Below are 17,857 nucleotides of genomic sequence, written 5' to 3' on the forward strand. Positions count from 1 at the left end.
TCTCTAAGACATTGTTTAAATATAATAAATTGCATTGCAAATACTAAAAAAAAACAGACACACTTCACAGAAGTGCGCCAGAGTTACGGATATGCCGCGCGAGGGGTTTTTACTGTTGGTGTTTTTGTGTATTTATATTTATCGCAATAAAAAAACCACCGCAGTTGCAATGTCTTATATTTTTATTAAATCTTTATTCCCAATCAAAAGTTCCTATATATTTTAAACCTTCAAATTCTTTAGCTAAAGAATCGCCATCTAACCATTCATCTCCATAATATAACATTGCATTAGGATTAGTTAGCTTATTATTTTTGCAATATTTTAATACATCTTTTGTTAATTGATCACTAGGGAGTCCATCTAGTAGTTTTTGTAAATCATTTTCAATATAAACATGCCCAATGAAATCATTATCATAAGAGTTTTTATTCAAATATTTGCAAAACCCACAACGTTCGAAGTCTTCTCCTTCTTGGCTATTATAAAAGGAGGTTAGATCGAATAGTTGGTGAAATTCTTCTTCTGTACCACTAAATATACCTACCCATAAATGTAATTCATCCATAATTATTCAAAAAATTAATGTGTTTTCTTTAAGTGCTTATTGTGCATTTGTGTTACTATTGTTTTTGCTTGTTTTTTTGTTTTTGCTGCTTTTAATCTGGCAATTAATCTTTTATGGAAATTAGCAGAAGCTTCGGAATTATTTACCCACTCGTGCCACATCTATAATCGCAGAACCTGGCGCGCTTTTGTAAAGCGTGACTAATTGTTTTCCTATTTCAAATTACCATAGAACATGTACTTTAACCGAAGGGATTTAAAATAGATTGGTCGAATAAATAAATCTACCCAATCAATTATTGTTATTGTCACAAATGTTGGAACGGTACTATCTATAACTTTATATCTCTGAGACATTGTTTAAAGATAATAAATTGCATTGCAAATGCTAAAAAAAATTAGACACACTTCACAGAAGTGCGCCAGGGTTACGGATATGGCGCGCGAGGGGATAAATTTGTTAGTCGTTATATAGTGGATCAAAATATGGTTCTTTGAAAAACTCTATACCTTTTATCTTTTCTTTTTCACATTCATGGACGAATAATTCATTAACAACAAGATCCCAATCTCTATAACCATTAGCACGTACTATTTTATGATCCCCTAAACTACTTGGTTTAAATACAAGTTTAGTGTAATCGTCAAATTCATCTTGAAGTGATTTCTCACTATCAATACAATCTGAGAGATTTAAAACGTTTGGTATAAAATATTTTGCGATAAGTTTTTTTTCTTGATATACCTTAACAGGTATTAACTGTATATCTTTTGAAGCTATCTTGTTAATAATTGAAGCTAATTTTTCACTAATTAAAGGTACAGCATCACTTTTGACATAATCAAATTGTTTAAATTTATTCAGACTCGCTTTTTTATTTAGGTGAAATTTAATTTCACTTTCTATATTGAGAAATTCACAATCAAAAAAATCGAGGTAATCGGGATTTGTTGCGTGTTCATACTCTAACCAATAAAGGTTAGGGAAATCGCTACTAATGGTCCAAACGTAATACATATTTAAAATTTATTTACACTTTATTTTACCAGTTGACAACTCCACTCGTGCCATATCTATAATCGCAGAACCTGGCGCGCTTTTGTAAAGCGTGACTAATTGTTTTCCTATTTCAAATTACCATAGAGCATGTACTTTAACCGAAGGATTTTAAAATAGGTTGGTCGAATAAATAAATCTACCCAATCAATTATTGTTATTGTAACAAATGTTGGAACAGTACTATCTATAACTTTATATCTCTGAGACATTGTTTAAAGATAATAAATTGCATTGCAAACACTAATGAAAATTAGACACACTTCACTGAAGTGCGCCAGAGTTACGGATATGGCGTGCGAGGGGGGATAAACAAAAACATATCTTTTTTACTTTAGATTCTATGATAAAAGCTATCAAACTAGAAAAATTATAAACTAAAAAACCACAGCTTGCGCTATGGTTTTTCTTTTAGTATTTGTGTTGCTTACTCAAAATCAGCACTATTTACAAACTAGCGGGAGCTGGGAAAAGCGGACTATAGAATTTCAATTACTGGGGCTTTATCGTTATACATGTCAGTAACCATTTTTTTATTTATTTGAGATTTTTCATAAAAATAATTTTTATGTAGAGCACTTCCACCTTTAACGCCAATGCCAATAGTTTCATTTTTTTTAAGCATATTTTTAATAGCATTAAATATTTTCTTTATTGTCTTGTCACTAGTCTTAGAGATTAAACGTAACGAAATACGTTCAACAATATTTTTATCTATTCTTCCTCCAGTTCCTTCTATAATATATTGGCAAAAATTATCATTATAAAAACTCTTCTTCTCGTCTATAAATTCATTAAGAACTATATAAAAATTAAGATTAACTTCTCTGTTATTCTCTATGTCATTAATAGAATTGACCTTAAATTTAGAAACAGTTTTATCACTGTTTCTTTTTTCTGCATAAATAGATCCATTGTTTTTCTCTAAAACCTCCTGAATAAAAGGAATAAAATCAGTTAATGGCATGACTATATTTATATATGACATATTTGGTGTCTTATTTTATTTACAACTTACACTTGTTTTTTACCCACTCGTGCCACATCTATAATCACAGAACCTCGCGCGCTTTTGTAAAGCGTGACTAATTGTTTTCCTATTTCAAATTACCATAGAGCATGTACTTTAACCGAAGGGTTTTAAAATAGGTTGGTCGAATAAATAAATCTACCCAATCAATTATTGTTATTGTCACAAATGTTGGAACAGTGCTATCTATAACTTTATATCTCTGAGACAGAGTTTAAATATATCAAATTGCATTGCAAATGCTAAAAAAATTTAGACACGCTTTGCAAAAGCGCGCCAGAGTTACGGATATGTCGCGCAAGTGGACTATTAATATAGCTATCTGTCACAGTTTTATATTTAAAACTTCACCAAGTATTTCCTTCAAATATTGTTTTAACTTATCCTTATCATAGTCTTTTGATTCTAACTTTAACGTAATATTTTCTATTTCAGAATCTTTATTTGAAGGAAAGTTAAAACTTATTTTATTACTATCTAAAATAACTTCTTTGCAAATTCCATATCCAGAATTACTTTGATCATTATACTCTAAATAATAGCTGTCCATTTCTAATTGCTTGTCTTGTTCGTCAAACATATTTGCTCTTTGGACAATAAGGTAATTTTCGATATTACTTTCTTCTTCATTATCTCCAAAGGCAATCATTTTATAACCTTCTTCAATATTATTAGAAATATTTATTGTTTTAATATTTAATTCAATTTTCATACACTATTATTTACAACCTTTAGCTTTCCAAGATTTCATTTTTCCATCATCTCCTTCCCATTTATATTCAATATCTCCTCCTGTAGCATTCATTTTTCCTTTACAAGAATTACAAGGTGGATATTGGCCTATAATTTCCATTCTTTGTCCTGGCTGTAGTTTAACTTTCTTTACAGCTCTTGCTTCGGTATGTGTTGCTAAAGTACTTTGAGGGAAACCAAGAGCTTTTTCGGAAGCTGTCATATTTCCACTTTGAAATACTTCGGAAGAAACTAAATTGTTATTACTATCAAAAACATTTACTGTAGCTGTGTGAACTCCTTTTCCAGAACCAAATGCCATTAAACCATTAGGGTCTAACCAAAAATTCGTATCATGAACGTATGCGTAAAGATTATCACTACCAGCTAACCTAATCGGATCTTGACTTATATAAACACCTTCATCCGCAGAATAATACCTAAACCTATTATAGTACAGTCCAGTTTCTTCATCTTCATACTGTCCTTGATACCTAAACGGACAATCTTCCAAAGAACCTATAGCAAGTTTACGAACTTTTCCGTAAATATCGTACTCTACAGACCATGTTTTTTTGCCTTCAGAATTATACATTTCTACCGGTGTTCCTAGGTAGTCCGTAATAATAGAGTAGCTATCTTCTTCTGTAATTTTAGCCGATGGTTTAAATGTGCCTTCATCGAAGACCCAAGTAATTAAGTTTTTTATAGGTTCTGGATCGCTTTCGGTAAGTATACCAAACTCATCTACTGCTAATTTTGGCCTATCGCTAAGGTTGTATTGCCACTCGTGTAGTGGTACATTACCATCCCAAACAAAACGTGTTATTGTTCCTTTTTTAAGTGATTCTGTAATAAACTCAGAGTTGCCTTCTATACTTATTTTTGCTGTACGGCGCCCTAATGCATCATACTCATACTCTGTTTTTTTGTTTTTAGGGTCATTAACACTTTTAAGCATACCGTTACCATACCAAGTATAATTCCAGTTGCCTTTATTTGTTATTTTAGTAATTAAATTTCCTTCTTTATCATATTTATACTGGTTTCCATCTGCTTCTAATAGTTGGCCTCCGGTACCATATTTTCTATCGCCTTTACCTTTGCTTCTGTATAAATTACCAACCTCGTCTGGGAGTTTGTAATCAAATTGTTGATTTTCATAACGGGCACTTGCCAAATTATTAAAAGCATCATAACCATAAGTTACTGCACCATTAGTTAATTCGTCTACCATTTTTGATAAACGATCGTTAACATTCCATGCATAGGTACGATGACGCGTTTCTTTACTATGGGCCGTTACTTTTTGTTTTACTGGTCGTCCTGCACTATCATACGTTATGCTATTAACCACACCGCCAGGTAAAGCACGCTCTACCTCCATACCTATACTGTTATAGGTAAACTGAGCTTGCCATGGTAAGCTTGCCTTTGTTTCTGCTTTTTTATTTTGTGAAACAGAAGCAGACATATGCTCTACTTGCCCAAGTTTGTTACGGTTTATGGTGGTATTAGCCCCTAAACTACTGCTTATTTGTACTCTATTGCCTAAAGCATCGTACTTACTTTGTACTTTGTGTCCGTCTTGGGTTTCGCTAATTACTTTACCGGTTTGGTCGCGTTCTAAGGTTACTTGCGAGTGTTGGTTTACGGCTTCTATTAAACTACCATCTGCATCATAACTATAGGTTTCCCATGTACCATCGCTATGTTCGGCACGTACTATACGGCCGTTTAAATCGTATTCGTACTCCGTGTATTTTTCATCTGGTCGTTTTACTCGCAATACCTTACCTGCACGATCACGATTATATTGCCTTGTAAGACCATCGAAACCTATTTCGGTTACAATATCTCCTTTTTCATTACGCCCAAACATATAATACTCATCATGCTCGTTTGCAATTTGTACAAGTTGCTCTTCGGTGTTGTATTTAAAACGGACTTCTCTACCGTTTTCTTCTCTTGTTTTTAAACTCCCCATTGGAGTGTAATCGAAATTTATTTTACGATTATACTGATCTTTTGTTTGGATAACCTCATCATAAGCATTATATTTTAAGTGTATACTATTACTATCTGCTTGATGAACTTTGTTAATACGATCTAAAGCATCGTAAAAGAAATTTTGTTTATGGTTTTCGGCATTTTGAGTTTCTAGGCAACGTCCCCAACTATCATATTTCCAAGTAGAAATGGCTCCATTTGGTAAGGTCATTTTTGTTAGATTATAATCTTTATCATAATCTAAAACGGTTATATTACCTGCATTATCTCTTACTTCTTTAATTAAACCATTTTCATTATAGGTAAATGCGGTAACACCACTATCTAAACCTATAACGGTATGCAGTTGGCCTTGCTCGTTAAAGGTTTTTATTACAGAACCTCCTTTGGGGTATTGGGTTAATACTTGCCTATCATTACTATCGTAAACAAAGCTTACCACAGTACCATCTGGTTGAATTAGCGCAGTTAAATTACCGCGCTCATCATAACTATAACCTGTTAGGTTTCCTTCTTCATCTATATCTCTATAAATTTCTCCAAATTCGGTATACTCATGGTGTATACTATCTCCTAACGGATCGGTGACTTGCGTGCATAAATTATCGCTATTGAAATAGTAAATGCTTTCTCTTCCTAATGAGTCTGTTATTATATTATACCCTTTGTGGTATTCTAAGGTACCGGACAAAATATTATCGTCTCCCCAAGTTTTTATACATTTGGCTCCTGTTTTATCGCCATCGTATTCCCAATAAAAGGCTTGCCCATTACGGTCGGTTTTTTTCACCATTAAATGGTTATTATATTCCATTACGGTAGCTTTACCTAGAGCATCTATAATATGCGTCATGTCTCCCGCTTCGTTATAGCGATAAGCAATAAGAGTACGTATTTGTCCGCCATGGCGTGCGCTTACTTCTATAATTCTACCAGCAGCATCTAAGTCTAAATTTAAAATTCTACCTGCACTGTCTGTAATACGCTCTAGCTGTTGTACCGCATTATAAGAGAAACTTATAGTAAACCCATCGGTGTTTTCTAATTGGGTTGGCTTGTACAAATTGTCACCAACTTTTGAAAAAGTATATGTTTGTTGTGTTTCGTGATTTTTAACTTTATAGGTTTTACCGTTTATGCAATATAAGGTTAGCTTCTCGTTTCGGTTATAAGCTTCCTCGTTTTCGGCTACCAACCAAGGAAAACTAGTTACTCTACCGTCTGGCAAACGCATAACTATAGTGTCTTCTTCTTGAACAATATGCAACGCTAAGTCGTAATTAGAATGCATACCATGGCCTAACATACCATGGTAAGCAGAATCTGAATACCAGTTACGTTCCCAATGTATTGGAAGTGATCCTGCTAAATGAAAATCTTCCCCATCATAAATCATACGGCCTGTTACCAAATCTACTGGTTCAAAACCTTTTTTACAGAGTTTATCACTTAAACCTTGTGTAGCATCAAACTTTTTTAAAACCTTATGGTTTATTCCTTTTAATAGTTTCCCTCCTGCTTTTTTACCAAGTTTACCTGCAACCTTCATTAGCTTACCAAAACCTAAACTCATAAGAGCTCCCATTAAAGCTCCCATTAAATCGGGAGCATAAGGACCGCCAACTATAACTGGTTTCCCTCCTGGTAACGGTATAGTTGCCGATGTTGGTAAAAACATGTTTGGAGGTGTTATTGGCATACCTATATCACTACAAGTCATTAACATATATCCTGCAGGACTAAAGAAGGCATCTTCTGCACTTACTTTTGTACTCCCAAAAAAGTTAATAGATTCGTGCGCAATCATTGGCATCATTGCAAATGCGCCACCTAAAGGAATATGTTTTTTTATACCCAACATACCTGCGGTACCACTATTTCCCTTTGGTACACCATTTACATTTATGGTAGAACCAACGTAAGGCACATAATCTATAGGGTCTATTACTAAACCAATATAAGGGTGAGGTATTGGCACAGGAACTCCTGGTGGAACAATAACGATATGAATATCGACACCTATTACTGGGGTAAAATGTTTATTTGCAGGTAGCATAGTTTAAAACCAATTTAGTAATGTTAGTTTCCTTTTTTCCATTTCTTTACGTTTCTCTTCTATATTTTCTCTCCAAGTAACACCATCTAGCTCTCTCATAAATATATCAATGTCTTCGCATGTTTTTAAATCCCTTTTGTTTTCGTGTATGGTGTAACAATCGGCACTTATAAAATTCATACATGTTGCTTTTAAAACATCTTTAGGTAATGATGTTCCATAATGATATGCTTTAACAACAATAAGCTCATATTTCGCTTTGTCTTTTTTCTTTATAACACTATATGCCAACCACCAAGCAGATAAAGCTTGTGCGCCTAAATTATACTGTATTGCCGCATCGGCTTGCTTGCAAAATAGCGTTACAGCTTCATTTTTTTGTTTTTGTAATTGCTTACTACTAGCTTGTAAGCCATAATTTTGAACAATAATAGGTTCGCATATTTTATCGCCTCCTAAAAGGCCTTGCTTTGCCAAAGCCATTCCTTTTTGCAACAAATTATCTACCATTTCAAACTCTTTAAAATTAAATAAATAGCCTGCATACACTACATGTGCAGTAGCATAAGTAGATTTATTCCCTGTTACTTTTGTAACTTCTAAGCCTTTATTTCCCCATTTATGTAAACGAGACAAATCGTTTTTACTAACGCTATTCCCCATTTCTATTAAACAAGACCTAAACTTAACTTCAGGATCGTTAGGGTTCCCCATAGTCGCTAGTTTATTTATGGCACCGTCTAAATCCAAAGGAACAGATAATGATTTTGAAATAGTTGAATACTTCTCCATAACATCATCAAAATCTCTAGCATTAACGTCGTCAAAAAGCATGATCTTAACATGTTTAGGGAAACCGATACTTACTAGTCTATCTAACCATTTTTTATAATCTTTTTCTCTTTGTACAGCGTTAGGAAAAAGAGAAAGTACTAATGGTAACTCATTATCTGGTATGGCTTTTTGAAACGATTCTAGCATTTCTAAAAGCAACACATCATCATTTTCGGAATCTTTTAATTTGTTTTCATAAAGTTCAACATCCCAATCAAATGCAAAATCATTATTAGCTATTGCCTTTTGTATGTCTTTATCATTTTTAAAACTCTCTATCCAATCATTTACTAGCGACCTGCTATGCTTATCTATATCATTAAAAGGTGTAAGCAAAACTACCGGTATACATGGTAAACTACCATGTTCGCTAGACTCTAGTTTTAAGAATCCTTTATACAACCTTTTTTGATCTGGTTTTATTAACCATCTAATAAGTTGTATCTCTGGATAATCGGCAATATCATTTATCCATTTCTGTTGAATTTGAGTAATTAATCGTGCTATTGGATTGTGCTCTCTACTCATTAACTACAATTCAAGTTCAACATACCTCCTTTAACATTTGTCATTGCTGTACCATCAATATTAGTAGTTGCACCTTCTAATTTCAACATGGTATCACCCTTTATATTGGTATTTGGCGACTCCACATTTACTTGAGAAGCACTTTTTAATGTGTTTTTGGTACTACCGTCAGACAGGATCTCTTGCGATTTAATTTCTACATTATTTGTTCCTTCTATAAACACTTTTTTAGAAGCCTTTATTTCTATTTCTTCTGATGATAATGTGATTTTTTTAGGAGCACTAATTGTTATTTCAGATTTTGAAGTATCCAATATGATACTATTTCCACTACTATCTAAAATAGTTATGGTTTCTTTTCCTGCTTCATCAGAAAAAGATAAAGTATGGCCACTACGTGTTTTTATAGCTTTGATATCATTCTTCTCTGTTTTCCACGATTCTGCTTTACCATTCCCATTATATAAACTTCCAAGCATATAAGGGCGTTCTGCATTTGCGCCTTCAAAACCAACTAAAACCTCCTCGCCTACTTCTGGTATAAAATGAAAGCCTTTATCACCACCACCATGTGGTGTTACCACACGAATCCATGGCGTAGTTACTCCTGTTGGTTTTTGCCATGGGAATTGCACTTTTATACGTGCTAAGCCATCTGGATCTGAGTTTTCCATAACAACCGCTGTTTGCGTGTCACTTTTTGGTATAGCTTCAAAATTTGTATCCGGAAATACATCCATATCTGCACTTAGCGCCTCGAATGTATTATGGTATTGTCCGTTTTCGTTATTGCTATGGCGCACTTTTATAACACGGTATCTGCCATGACTTGCATTTTCACCTTGTATGTCTATTATTTTCCCTATACCTACACCAGGGTTATCACTATCACCCTTCATTCTTACTTGTTGGGTTTCTACAGCTTTTTTCTGTTGTTCTACATGGGTGTCCATACGTTGTTTAAGTCCTGGATCGTTAAACCCGTTTACCCAAACATTGGTTTCTTTAGCATAAAGTGCGTTACCGCGTTCGCTTGTAAAACTACTATATCCGGTAGAGCCTGTACTTACTTCCGATGTTTTTTTCTCATGCTTTTCATCGGTAAGGTAGTCGTTGGTGAAGTAATTAAAATTGTTAGGAAGTGGCACTAAATCTAATGAAAACCCATGTAAATCGTGCCCGTATGTTAAAACAACATCTTCTCCGTCTTCTGGTTGTCCGAAAATAAGTTTTTTACCATCATAGTACAACCACTCACTATATTGCATAGCTAAACGGCTTGCATAACGCCAATTACTTTCCTTATGCTGTACACTGTAATGAACAGGCGCACTGTTTTGCGGATTCATTATAGCGCTAAGTTTTGAGGTATCATACCCCTGTAAAGTAAGTGCTATAATGTGTGATAAACTTTTGTCTAAAAAGGAATTATAATGCGGACCATCATCACATAAAACCGTTGGGCTTTCTGCTTTAATCGTTACAATATTTTCGTTATTATATCCGCGCTTATTGGCTACAGAGGTAACAACACCTTTAAATTCTAATGTTTTATAACCAGAAAAATCACTTAGAGAACTTACTTGTAGTGTTAACGTTTCTCCCAAATAGTTTTTTGTACTATTAGAAATCTCTCCTTCTAAATTTTCTAGCACATCGGTTCTGCATTCCAAATTTAAAAAATGGTGCGCATTGATACCTTGATCTAAAACAAAACGCTTAAATGAGGTAATAGCGGTACTTCCAATAAAAATTTCTGTAACGGATTGTAATGCCATAGTTATATTTTTTTAATTTTTACTTTTAAACTGACCGTTGTTAAACGATAAAACGATTTTTTTTCCGGTAGGTCTCATCACCCCCATATCTTCATCTTCTTTATGTTCCAAAAAGCTTATTTCTTTCTTTTCTAAATCGTATGTTAATTTATCTTTTTGACTGCGCGATTTATATAATACCAATCGATCTTCACCATTAAAACAGCTTATGCAATCCTGTAGTTTTCCTTCTCGAAAAGACAACAAACGCATGGTATAAAATTCGTGACCATGTCCATGAGTTCCATAACCTTTAACTAGATAAAAATTGGTATCTATATCTATAATTTCAAAATGGTAACCATCTGAAAAATTAATATAATTACCCGTATTTAAATCTTTTTCAGATAAAAAACCTGTATATAATTGATTGTTATTTTCATATTGATACATGGAGTTATATTGTTTCCAGCTACCCATATTAAAGGTATCCCAAGAATAAATCTGTAATTTTTTATCTTTTGAGGTTAATACCGTAACCTGTTTAGACTTTGTAAGCGAATCGAAAGCCCTACCATAATATTCCTTCTTACCTAAAGCATCTTTCAATTTCGTTTCAAAAAGAGGTAACAAAGAATCTTTTTCATGACCAAAATCCTTTCTATCCTTATAATACTCCTGATATATTTGATGTAATTCTAAATCGACTTTACTAAATGCCAAATCGCTAGTTTGTACACTTTGGGATTTACATCCTAAAATCAAAAATAAAATTAGTGTATATGAAAAGATATATCTCATTCTGAAAAAGTATTAGACCATTGTAAATAACGCCACGAAGCTAGATTAGACAAGGCCACATCGTTAGGTTCTCTATTATCAAGCGTAACCACTCTTGATCCATAATCTGTATTACGAGCAAAAATATCTAATGTTGCTGCTTTTTCTAAAGCTGTGCGTGCTCGCCCTTCTCCTTGATAATATAAATAAGTCCAATATGCTAATTCATCTTCGGTTGGAGTAAGATGACCGAGCTCTTTAGCATGTCTTAAAAATAAATCTCTACGATGTGCTAAAGTGGCTCCACAAGCCCAAATAGCACTCTCCATATTTTTAAAATAAGCAGAAACGGTTTTTTCACGCTCATTCTCTGTGTGATGTTGAATAAATTCTGCATCGCCTTCTATATCTGCAATAGTTTTTCCTTCGTTGAAGGTATTAGGAAGGTACTTTTTATAGCGGTTAAATTCAGAGCCAAAATCATCGGTTCCAGCTATTTGATATCCACTTACAATAATATCATTACGAACTCCGTAAGGTGCATTTTTAGAAAAATTATTAGAATTCTCTAGATAGTTTATACCCAATCCTTCGGTGAGTATAATTGTTGCAAAATACGATGGAATAAACCCCAAATCTTTAGCAACCTCCTCTATAATATTATTCGCAAGACGTTCATTTGCTCCATTAACATAACCTGCTACAGCCAAAACTTTCCAAGCTTGATACTTGTTTTTTAGCTCTAGCTTAACTTCTTTATACGTTTTTTCTTGCTTACCCATAGTTAAAATATTAACTTATTGTAGGCCAGTTATTTGTAAACGTAGTATCTTTTATGGTAATCTCCTTTGCTGAAATTACTATTTGGGTTTGCATAGCATGGTCGTCTATAGCATTAAAATGCTCTTTATAATGTAAACAATAGGCATTTTTAAATTCTACTTTTTTTAAACTAGCCATATTTTCTCTTTTATAAAAAGTAATTACGCCGTTTTTAACCATATCGGGAGAAATAGCCCAATCTAAAAAATCTGTTTTAGAAGTCGATTCTATTAGTAGTTTAATTTGTCCGCCTCTTGTTTTTTCCGCAGGTCTTCCGTTATAATCTGCACCTTGAGAAAATTCGAATGTGCAATCTAGCACGTTCATTTCATCGCTTCCGATGACCAATTTTGATAAAAATGACATAAATTCTATTTTTAATTTTTAAGATTGCTTAAACCTTTAAACGTTGAACAATAATATTATTTTCTTCTCTTATTCCATTCCACTCTATGGTTTTGTTGGCATCGATATGTCGAAGAGCACTCCACCAATGTGGTTTAAAGTAAAAAATCCAGCCTGCTAATTCGTTATTTTCACCTAAAACTTCAATTTTACGTTCTGGGTGTAACGCATTATAATCATCTACAAAAAAGTAAAAAAGCTTACCAAACTCCATATGCTCTGGTGCCTTCACTTTAAAACGGCTCATATCCTTATCACCAAACTTCTTTTTAAACTCAAAACTAATAACTATAGGGTTGCTTAACTCGTTACTCGTTGGATCTTTAATATTTTCATTTAAAGGATAAAACCATTTTTTATAAACAGGAACAGGTATTGACAATGCAAATTCGTATGTTTTTAATACTAATAATGGTATAATAAAAGCAAAACCAACTGCAAGATATGTTAAAACAAAAGGTTCTCTAAACCTACTAATTACTTGCGTAAAGGCCAATAAAGCGATGCCTAAAAACGCTAAGGTTATAATAAACTCACCGAAAAATTCATTTTTATTTTCCGACAATTCACTAAAGAAACTACGCAACACAAAAATGTGACCTATACCTAATAAAAATATTATAATTTCTATAGCTATAAAGCTATTAGTAGGCGAGTTATCTAAAATCTTGTAGTATCCAAGCAGCCCGGTTAACCCAAATAATAAGGCTAACACTAAAACATAAACAATGGCTTGTACTTTATTTTTAGTGAATACTTTACGTACCTTTTTTACTAAAACCATAAGTATAGAACTCACTATAAATAGAATTATACTTAATTTTAAAACGTTTCCATTTAGTAAACTTGACATCATAGCATTTATAATTATTAAATTCTAGTAGACATACCTAAATACGCACCTACTTCTTTATCTAAGATAAATTCTTTTTCTTGTTTTAATTCAATTTCTGTTTTAACAATATATTCTATTGGTATAAAAAACTTATAAAATATATCTACAAAATTTAATATGCCCTTTTCACCTAAAAAGTGAGCCACATCGCTCTTTTTTTTAAGTTGTATTTCAACATTTAATACAGGTTGTTGTATGATTAAGGTTTCCTGATCTAATACAAAATCTTGCCCTAGCCGTCCTTCTGATTCCCCTCCTATATAAACTTTTTTAGACTCAAATGTTTTCTTGTAAATTACATCTACATCTAATATCTTTTTTAGACTTAAAAAGACGAGCTCCAAATTCCCCGAAATTTGATGTGCGTAAGGCAATAACCTGACTAATTTAATAGCGTACTTTTTAGGTATTGACTTATCTATTTTCCAAAAATCTATTAAAAAACTATCTTCTAAATTAGAAAACTTTTTAATTATAGATTTCTCTTTTTTTTCTATATCTACGCGCTGTCTAAATAACTCGTTTTCTATAGGAGCCAATAAAAGCCTAGCATCATGCTCTTCTTTTTTTTGCTGTTTTCTTATCGATGCAAAAGACGTCGAACTTCTTTTGGTATCAATTTTATGAAAAACACCCTCTGGTAGTAAATCGTAAATACCGTTTCGAGATAAATCTAATTGTAATGCGTCTTTATTTTTTTGATACTGTACTAATTTAACTTCTGCAATATCTCTTCTATAAGACCTATTAAAAGTACTTTGATTTAATGTTATAATACTATCTTCTGGAATGGAGGTTTTTTCTTCAACTTCAGACACCACAATTTCGGCCTTTAAGTCGTGGTAGACTTCTAAAAGCTCTTCATAAACAGCATCGAGTTGGTTGGTCATTCTTACGCGTCTTATAACTATGTACGAAAATTATTCTAAATCGGTTCTTTTACCCCCTGCAACAAATCGTTTTTCCCAAAATGGATTAGTGATATCACAAATTTTTACACCGCTAGCACCACTTGGCCCTCTGTATGAGGTTGCATTAATAAATTTATTGTTTTTTAAATAAATACCTACATGAGTAATAAGTTGTTGTTCGTTTGGACTATTAAAAAACAGAAAATCGCCTTCCTCTAAAAATTCTTTTCCTCTAAACAAAGTAATATGCTCCGAATCGAATTGCTTTTGCGCAGTACGCTCTATATACTTATCATAAACTTCAATAAATAATAGTTGTGTAAACGATGAGCAATCTATACCTTCTTTAGTCTCTCCTCCTAATAAATACGGTGTATTCATCCATTTATCAATAAACGTATACATTTTAATGTTTTGAAGAGAATCGGGCTTAGTATTTAATAATTTGGCGTACTCTATTTGTACAGGCAAATAGGGTGTTTTTACTATTAAGGAATCGTAAGAGACCACAATATCATCATTAGAATTAACAACAGTAGCTTTGGGACCTTTGCAGTTTATAATAGTAAATAATACTACCAATGTGAATAATAGTTTAACAAAAAATTTAATCATTTGTTTAATCTTTTTATTTTAAAATAAATTTTATTCTCTTCGACTAAAATACTTACAAAAATACATTATTTACATTAATAATTAATTTGAAGTTTTTAAATCTCCAATTCAAACATTTTTAATGTAAGTATTTAGGCCTATTTAATTTTGCGAAAGTCTTGCAATATCGCGATCTCTTTTAGTTTGCTCTAGTTCGTTTCTTGTACTTTCTAAGGCCACCTTATACTCTTCAATTTTACTTTTAGCATCAGCCAAACCATGCAATTCTTTTTTTGCTTTCTGCAAATCCACTAAAGTTTCAATAACACCTAAATACATATTATAACGATATGTTGAGTCTTCGCGAGGTATTGTGGTTTGTACGTCTGCTAATTTACTACCTATTAAGTTATTGATAAAAGACACATTTTGCCCAGGAATATCTAGAGAGTCTATCATCGATTTAATGCCGTCAATTTCTGAAGCAAAAGTTTTTTGAAATTGCATTTCGCGTTCCATATTTTTTGCGCGTTCTTTTAATAATGCGTTCTCTTTTTGAGGTACTCTAAAGTTAAAGAAAACAGCAACCATAATAGTTGTTGTAGTTAATATGAATAATAGAAGAAACTTGATAAAACTTGATCTACGCTCCTTAACATTTTTTGGTTTCATTCGTAATAATTTATTTGAGTTTGTATATTTCCGTTTGATTTATTCCATGAAAAAACGACGTCGTTTTTTAACTTGCTCTTCAACAATAACATCTTCTTTTACAAAGATATTAGAATCTGATTTTTTCCCAATGTATTCTAATTCGTTTAACTTCTTAAATAAAGCATTCATGAGTACTGTAAACGACGATGCTTTTTCAATAGAGGCATTAACATCTGTATGGATATACTCTAAGCTAATCATTTCATTTAAAACATTTTCAAACGCTCCTTGATTTACATCACACCAATCGGTAAGGTAGTTTAACAACTCCTCTTTTCCTGTACCTGCATATATATCTAAACTTCCTTTAATGGTTCTAGCTAAATTAATAAGTTTAATAACCATCTCTACAGGTGAAGCGTATTTATCATTAATACGATAAGTAGAAATTATACCTCTTAAATAAGCCAAAACATCTGTAGATAGTACTAAAACCATTTTAGCAAGATCGTTTGCCTGCTTTTTTTGGTGTATTTTTTGAATAACTTGCGTACAGTATAATTCTATAGCATTAAAAAAAGCACCCACTTCTACAAAGGTGTGCTGTAAGTCCGGATGACTTTGTATAGAGGTACATGGCGGAATAAAATCTTCTACTAAGGTCGACGTGTTATCTTCAATAATAACTTTACCTAATATAATACTGTTAAGCCCAACTTCTTTGCTATTGATATGATGCTCTGAAAGTAATGAAATTTGATATTTACCAACAACAAATGGCTTTCTAACAGGTTCTTCGTTTGGATTTGCATATCCAATTGGAATTCTACTATAAGGATTTACTGAAAGAACGATATACCAAACGCTATCTTCATTATTAATTGCAAATTTGCTTTTAATAAGGTGCCCAGATTGTTCCAAATATGCATTAATATCTTTATTAATTATTATTTGATAACCACCTAAAGTAACGGCATTACACTTATTTACAACAACAATTACACTTTCTTGTCCGTCCATAGAAACGGAAAGTTTTACAGGTAAATCGCTATCTCCAGGATTAGGCAGTAAACCGAAGTTATTTTGATGAATAAAATTACTATTAACCAACATAAGTTGTTGCATTAAAGCATCTTCAAAATCAATAAAGTGATCTTTATTAATTTTCATTCCATCTGCCCAATTTACTCTATGCTTATATTTAGATTCCATAATTTAAAGAATTTTTCTGCTATATTCAACATTCAAATTTTTAATACAATTCGAACCATCGTTTCTAAAAATAGTTAATCGTTTTATATTAATTCTTTTCCCTCTAATTTTTTGACAGAACACCAAAAATGTGGTATTCCTTCCGTTTACAACAATAGGTTTATTAACATCGCCACAGAAATAGTTCGAAAATTCTTTTTCGGTAATTTTACTTTCCGACACTTTGTAAAGCCTTTTTTCTAAATCAGGTTCGCTAATGTAAGGTACTTCAATATTTTCCAATTGCTCTTCTTCATTTTTATCATCATCCAAAACGGGCTCATACGGTATATCCCAACCTATTGGTCTTTCTGGTGCTATTATTGGAGCATCAATTTGTGCAGTTGGTGTTTCCTTATCATAAACTCGAATTCTTTTTTTACCGATGTGCTGAATATCACCATTAACTACTAATGTTATGGTTTTTAAACCAGATTCTTCATAAACATACGCTGCAGATTTAGTTGTGGCATTAGCATTAGCGGTTTCACCAAATCGCCACTCCCAACTGTAAGCATTTTTTGTGTTATCTGTAACTTTTAACTCTTGACCTACGGTTATACTATCTGGTATAATTAAATTAGGAATTTTAGTAGGATCTAAAACAAACTTTTTCTCTTTAATAATAATCGTCTCTGTTTTTTCGCAGCTATTATTTACTAATAATCTAACGTTATATTCTCCAGGCTCTTTATAGATATGAAAAGCTTGACTAATAACAGAAACGTCGGTACTATCGCCAAAATCCCATTCCCAACTCTGACCTTGTTCTGTAAGGTCTTTAAATTTTATAAGCTCACCCACTCTATAGTCACTAGCCTGAATATCAATATTAATTTGATCGCAAGGAAAATCTGTGTAATACCTGTAAGCCAAAGCACTCCCTGAAATAAAAAAGACTGCCAAAAACAAATACACTACATTTTTATCTAGATATTTTGTTAAATTTTCGTTCTTAGATTTACTCATTTGTT

16 protein-coding genes are annotated in these 17,857 nt (G+C 32.6%); all 16 read right to left on the reverse strand.

Features of this window, described 5'->3' with window-relative positions:
• Positions 1-193: 193 nt before the first annotated feature.
• The 16 genes from V6246_RS05130 to V6246_RS05205 all read right to left on the reverse strand — a co-directional run bounded on the left by V6246_RS05130 (position 194) and on the right by V6246_RS05205 (position 17,852).
• Positions 194-568 carry an immunity 22 family protein gene (locus tag V6246_RS05130; RefSeq protein ID WP_042507082.1) on the reverse strand — a complete coding sequence of 125 codons (375 nt, stop codon included), beginning with the start codon at positions 566-568 and terminating at the stop codon, positions 194-196.
• Between the two features lie 459 nt (positions 569-1,027).
• Positions 1,028-1,585, reverse strand: a complete 558-nt coding sequence (locus V6246_RS05135) for an imm11 family protein (protein ID WP_341559375.1) — start codon at positions 1,583-1,585, stop codon at positions 1,028-1,030.
• Between the two features lie 517 nt (positions 1,586-2,102).
• Positions 2,103-2,591: a hypothetical protein gene (locus V6246_RS05140; RefSeq protein WP_341559377.1), complete on the reverse strand. Its 489-nt coding sequence runs from the start codon at positions 2,589-2,591 to the stop codon at positions 2,103-2,105.
• A gap of 388 nt (positions 2,592-2,979) precedes the next feature.
• Positions 2,980-3,366: an Imm10 family immunity protein gene (locus V6246_RS05145; protein ID WP_341559379.1), complete on the reverse strand. Its 387-nt coding sequence runs from the start codon at positions 3,364-3,366 to the stop codon at positions 2,980-2,982.
• A 6-nt stretch (positions 3,367-3,372) separates the two neighbouring features.
• Positions 3,373-7,452, reverse strand: a complete 4,080-nt coding sequence (locus V6246_RS05150) for a DUF6531 domain-containing protein (RefSeq protein ID WP_341559381.1) — start codon at positions 7,450-7,452, stop codon at positions 3,373-3,375.
• 3 nt (positions 7,453-7,455) lie between these two features.
• Positions 7,456-8,814, reverse strand: coding sequence for a hypothetical protein (locus tag V6246_RS05155; RefSeq protein WP_341559382.1), 1,359 nt, complete (start codon positions 8,812-8,814; stop codon positions 7,456-7,458).
• Positions 8,814-10,592, reverse strand: coding sequence for a type VI secretion system Vgr family protein (locus V6246_RS05160; protein WP_341559383.1), 1,779 nt, complete (start codon positions 10,590-10,592; stop codon positions 8,814-8,816). The genes V6246_RS05155 and V6246_RS05160 overlap by 1 nt, the downstream gene beginning before the upstream one ends.
• A gap of 12 nt (positions 10,593-10,604) precedes the next feature.
• Complete coding sequence (locus tag V6246_RS05165; protein WP_341559384.1) at positions 10,605-11,294, reverse strand: hypothetical protein; 690 nt, start codon at positions 11,292-11,294, stop codon at positions 10,605-10,607.
• A gap of 74 nt (positions 11,295-11,368) precedes the next feature.
• A complete protein-coding gene (locus V6246_RS05170; RefSeq protein WP_341559386.1) occupies positions 11,369-12,133 on the reverse strand; it encodes a hypothetical protein in 765 nt (254 codons plus the stop codon).
• Positions 12,134-12,143: 10 nt separating this feature from the next.
• Positions 12,144-12,539 carry a type VI secretion system tube protein TssD gene (tssD, locus tag V6246_RS05175; protein WP_341559388.1) on the reverse strand — a complete coding sequence of 132 codons (396 nt, stop codon included), beginning with the start codon at positions 12,537-12,539 and terminating at the stop codon, positions 12,144-12,146.
• 28 nt (positions 12,540-12,567) lie between these two features.
• Positions 12,568-13,434 carry a TssN family type VI secretion system protein gene (locus tag V6246_RS05180; RefSeq protein ID WP_133966490.1) on the reverse strand — a complete coding sequence of 289 codons (867 nt, stop codon included), beginning with the start codon at positions 13,432-13,434 and terminating at the stop codon, positions 12,568-12,570.
• Positions 13,435-13,448: 14 nt separating this feature from the next.
• Positions 13,449-14,363, reverse strand: coding sequence for a hypothetical protein (locus V6246_RS05185; RefSeq protein ID WP_341559390.1), 915 nt, complete (start codon positions 14,361-14,363; stop codon positions 13,449-13,451).
• A 30-nt stretch (positions 14,364-14,393) separates the two neighbouring features.
• Positions 14,394-14,999 (reverse strand): C40 family peptidase, encoded by a 606-nt coding sequence (locus V6246_RS05190; protein ID WP_341559391.1) that lies wholly within the window; start codon positions 14,997-14,999, stop codon positions 14,394-14,396.
• A gap of 141 nt (positions 15,000-15,140) precedes the next feature.
• Positions 15,141-15,650, reverse strand: a complete 510-nt coding sequence (tssO, locus tag V6246_RS05195) for a type VI secretion system TssO (protein ID WP_341559392.1) — start codon at positions 15,648-15,650, stop codon at positions 15,141-15,143.
• A 39-nt stretch (positions 15,651-15,689) separates the two neighbouring features.
• The gene (locus V6246_RS05200) at positions 15,690-16,844 is read right to left on the reverse strand and encodes a hypothetical protein (protein WP_341559393.1); all 1,155 of its coding nucleotides are present in this window, start codon (positions 16,842-16,844) and stop codon (positions 15,690-15,692) included.
• A 3-nt stretch (positions 16,845-16,847) separates the two neighbouring features.
• A complete protein-coding gene (locus V6246_RS05205; protein WP_341559394.1) occupies positions 16,848-17,852 on the reverse strand; it encodes a PKD domain-containing protein in 1,005 nt (334 codons plus the stop codon).
• Positions 17,853-17,857 lie beyond the last annotated feature (5 nt).

This window comes from Algibacter sp. TI.3.09, assembly GCF_038154905.1.
Lineage (GTDB): Bacteria > Bacteroidota > Bacteroidia > Flavobacteriales > Flavobacteriaceae > Algibacter.